The organism is Candidatus Thioglobus sp. (assembly GCF_029243085.1).
In the GTDB taxonomy this organism is placed as follows: domain Bacteria; phylum Pseudomonadota; class Gammaproteobacteria; order PS1; family Pseudothioglobaceae; genus Thioglobus_A.
This window is the reverse complement of record NZ_JAQWSS010000122.1, coordinates 1-3,063: the sequence shown is the minus strand read 5'-3', so window position 1 is coordinate 3,063 and position 3,063 is coordinate 1. Positions and strand designations below refer to the sequence as shown.

At 38.7% G+C, this 3,063-nt stretch carries 4 protein-coding genes; 3 read left to right on the top strand and 1 reads right to left on the bottom strand.

Annotated features, from left to right (window positions below; translation table 11 throughout):
* Positions 1 to 13: 13 nt before the first annotated feature.
* Genes P8M52_RS06760 through P8M52_RS06750 form a run of 3 tightly spaced genes read left to right on the top strand, consistent with a single transcriptional unit; the run spans position 14 to position 2,953 of the window.
* On the top strand, positions 14 to 421 hold the full coding sequence (locus P8M52_RS06760; RefSeq protein ID WP_300309134.1) for a RidA family protein: 408 nt from the start codon (positions 14 to 16) through the stop codon (positions 419 to 421).
* Between the two features lie 4 nt (positions 422 to 425).
* Positions 426 to 2,513: an ATP-dependent DNA helicase RecG gene (recG, locus tag P8M52_RS06755; protein WP_300309130.1), complete on the top strand. Its 2,088-nt coding sequence runs from the start codon at positions 426 to 428 to the stop codon at positions 2,511 to 2,513.
* Positions 2,514 to 2,527: 14 nt separating this feature from the next.
* Positions 2,528 to 2,953, top strand: a complete 426-nt coding sequence (locus P8M52_RS06750; RefSeq protein WP_300309128.1) for a chorismate lyase — start codon at positions 2,528 to 2,530, stop codon at positions 2,951 to 2,953.
* Here the strand turns inward: P8M52_RS06750 and P8M52_RS06745 are convergent.
* Entirely contained in the window at positions 2,940 to 3,038 is a 99-nt protein-coding gene (locus P8M52_RS06745; RefSeq protein ID WP_300309132.1) for a gamma-glutamyltransferase, read from the bottom strand. The genes P8M52_RS06750 and P8M52_RS06745 overlap by 14 nt on opposite strands.
* Between the last annotated feature and the right edge of the window lie 25 nt (positions 3,039 to 3,063).

Below are 3,063 nucleotides of genomic sequence, written 5' to 3'. Positions count from 1 at the left end.
CAAAACAACTATTATGCAAAAAAACATTATCTCAACAGATCAAGCACCACAAGCAATTGGCACTTACTCTCAAGCCGTACATGTTACTGGTGGTTCAACAGTTTATTTATCAGGTCAAATTCCTTTAGTGCCAGAAACTATGGAAATGGTTGAGGGTGATATCAGTGCGCAAATTCATCAAGTGTTTAAAAACTTGAGTGCGGTTTGCAAGGCATCAGGAGGTAGCTTGAATGACATCGTGAAACTCAATATTTATTTAACTGAGCTAAACAATTTTGCCATTGTAAACGAGATTATGTCGCAATATTTTGACCAACCATATCCTGCACGTGCCGCAGTAGGTATTAATGAATTACCGAAATACGCTAGAGTGGAGATGGACGGAGTGATGGTCATTAAAGAAGGTAGTTACAGCTTCTAATAAAATGCACGATTTATCTGATCCGATTATCTCTCTCAACGGATTAGGCCCTAAAGCACAAGAAAAACTCAATGCGATTGGCATTTATCAATTAGAGCATTTACTGTTTCACCTGCCCAGTCGCTATCAAAACAAAACCCGTTTCACTGCACTTGACGCCGCTCAGGTTGGCAATGAAATTTTGGTAGAGCTAACCATTGATCGTGTTGAAGAGTTAGCCACTCGGCAGCGACAATTATTGTGCTATTTATCAGATGATGAAAATCGCACCCTATTGCTGCGTTTTTTTCATTTCAATCAACACCAAAAACAACAATTAACGCGCGGTGATTTAATTCAATGTTTCGGTGAAGTGAAAATTGGACGTGATGGATTGGAGATTCATCATCCAGAATATCGGCTAATTTCTAAAGGGCAGCCAACTTTAATTGAAAAAACCCTAAGCCCTATTTATCCATTAACAGCTGGCATTCATCAACCACAAATGAGAAAGTGGATTAATGCCGCCTTAGAAGCTTTAGAAAAAACCGTTTTAATTGATAATTTTCACCCTACAAAAAGAGGCAAGGAAATTTTGGCAACTAACTCTATGCCAACCTTAAAACAAGCATTACACACACTACATCACCCCAAAGTTGATGACAATATAGACCAAATCGCAAATTTTAGACACATATCACAACAAAGACTCATTATTGAAGAACTGTGCGCTCAGCAACTTAGCTTGCTCAGACTTAAAAGTGAACGCAAAAATAAAATTTGTAATATTTTTAAAATATCGCACACCTTGGCAAATCAATTACTCGGTAATTTAGGCTTTGCACTGACTAACGCTCAACAACGTAGTATTGATGATATTAATACTGATTTAGGCTCAAATCATCCTATGCTTAGATTACTTCAGGGTGATGTTGGCTCTGGAAAAACCATTGTTGCTGTGTTTACTTGCCTCCAAGCGGTGGAAAATGGGTTTCAAACAGCGGTTATGGCGCCAACAGAAATATTGGCTCATCAACATCTGCATGGATTTAGTGACTATCTTGAACCCTTAGGTATACGCACTGCCTTATTAACTGGCTCTCAAAATGCAGCTGAACGGCGCACACAATTAGCATTAGTCAAGTCTGGTGAGGCTCAAGTTGTGATCGGAACGCATGCATTATTCCAAGAGGCGGTTGAATTTGAAAAACTTGGCTTAGTAATTATTGATGAGCAGCATAAGTTTGGTGTACATCAGCGTTTGTCGTTAGCTCAAAAAGCGCATAATACACCACACCAATTAGTCATGACGGCGACCCCTATACCCAGATCTCTCACCATGAGTGCTTATGCTGATCTTGACTCCTCTATTATTGATGAACTCCCACCTGGCAGAAGTCCAATTCAAACAATTGCTTTAGCTAGTAACAAAAAAGACAAAGTATTAGAAAAAATACGGCAAGTTTGTACTGAGGGAAACCAGGTATATTGGGTCTGCACGCTGATTGAAGAGTCGGAAGCTTTACGTGCAGAATCAGCGATTAATACACATCAATACTTGCAAGAAAATTTACCTGAATTATCCGTTGTGTTGATTCATGGAAAAATGAATAAACAAGAAAAGAACGAGATTATGACTCGCTTTAGTGCTGGAAAAATTCATATCTTAGTTGCAACAACCGTAATTGAAGTAGGTGTGAACGTGCCAAATGCCTCTCTCATGGTGATTGAAAATGCTGAAAGATTAGGGTTGGCGCAGCTACATCAGCTACGAGGTCGAGTCGGTCGTGGATTCGATGCTAGTATTTGTATACTAATGTATCAGCCGCCACTCAGTAACAATGCTATTGAGCGCTTGGATATATTAAGGCAAACGAATGATGGCTTTAGAATTGCCAATAAAGACTTAGAATTACGCGGTCCCGGTGAGATACTGGGCACTCAACAAACAGGCGTTGCCAACATGAAAATTGCCAATATTGTTCGAGATGGTTATTTACTCAAACAAGTTAATTACTATGCGGCTGAATTTTTACAGCTTAATGAAAATGAACAGCAAGCTTTAATTAACCGATGGATTACAGATGACAAGGCTCAATATGCTAATACATAGCTTAAAATACTCTGATGATTAATACTGATAACATTGTATGGCAAGAATTGTCTCTCATTGACACCGCACCTAAGCATGTCCAACAATGGCTAGATGACAAAACCTCATTAACAGCTAAACTTAAACAACAGTTTGAAGATTTTTCAGTGCATGTCTTGTCCCAACAACAAGCCCAACCGCACAATCATGAAATTGAGTCAATTAGTACTAGTGATCAATACACCATTCGAGAAGTTGAGCTATTGGGTAACAACACAGTAGTTGTTTTTGCTCGCTCAGTTATTCCATTAACAAATGATACCAAAGAGATTTTAAGTATTGGCTCTAAGCCCTTAGGTGAAATCTTATTTAATGATACTAACATCCGGCGTGGTCAGATGCAGATTGCACAAACTAACAATCTTTGGGGTAGGCGATCAACCTTTACTATTGGAATTTGATAGGATCTCTCCATACTGAATTATAATTTTTTAAATCTTCCACTGTCATTATACCGCCGCTTTCTTGAACTTCATCAACAATCATTTTAGCAATATCTCCCTCATAAAAG

What these genes read in the sequence shown, in the direction of transcription:
- P8M52_RS06750 (WP_300309128.1), top strand. Translation starts at nt 2,528, where the DNA reads ATGATTAATACTGATAACATTGTATGGCAAGAATTGTCTCTCATTGAC.
- P8M52_RS06760 (WP_300309134.1), top strand. Translation starts at nt 14, where the DNA reads ATGCAAAAAAACATTATCTCAACAGATCAAGCACCACAAGCAATTGGC.
- P8M52_RS06745 (WP_300309132.1), bottom strand. Translation starts at nt 3,038, where the DNA reads ATGATTGTTGATGAAGTTCAAGAAAGCGGCGGTATAATGACAGTGGAA.
- recG (WP_300309130.1), top strand. Translation starts at nt 426, where the DNA reads ATGCACGATTTATCTGATCCGATTATCTCTCTCAACGGATTAGGCCCT.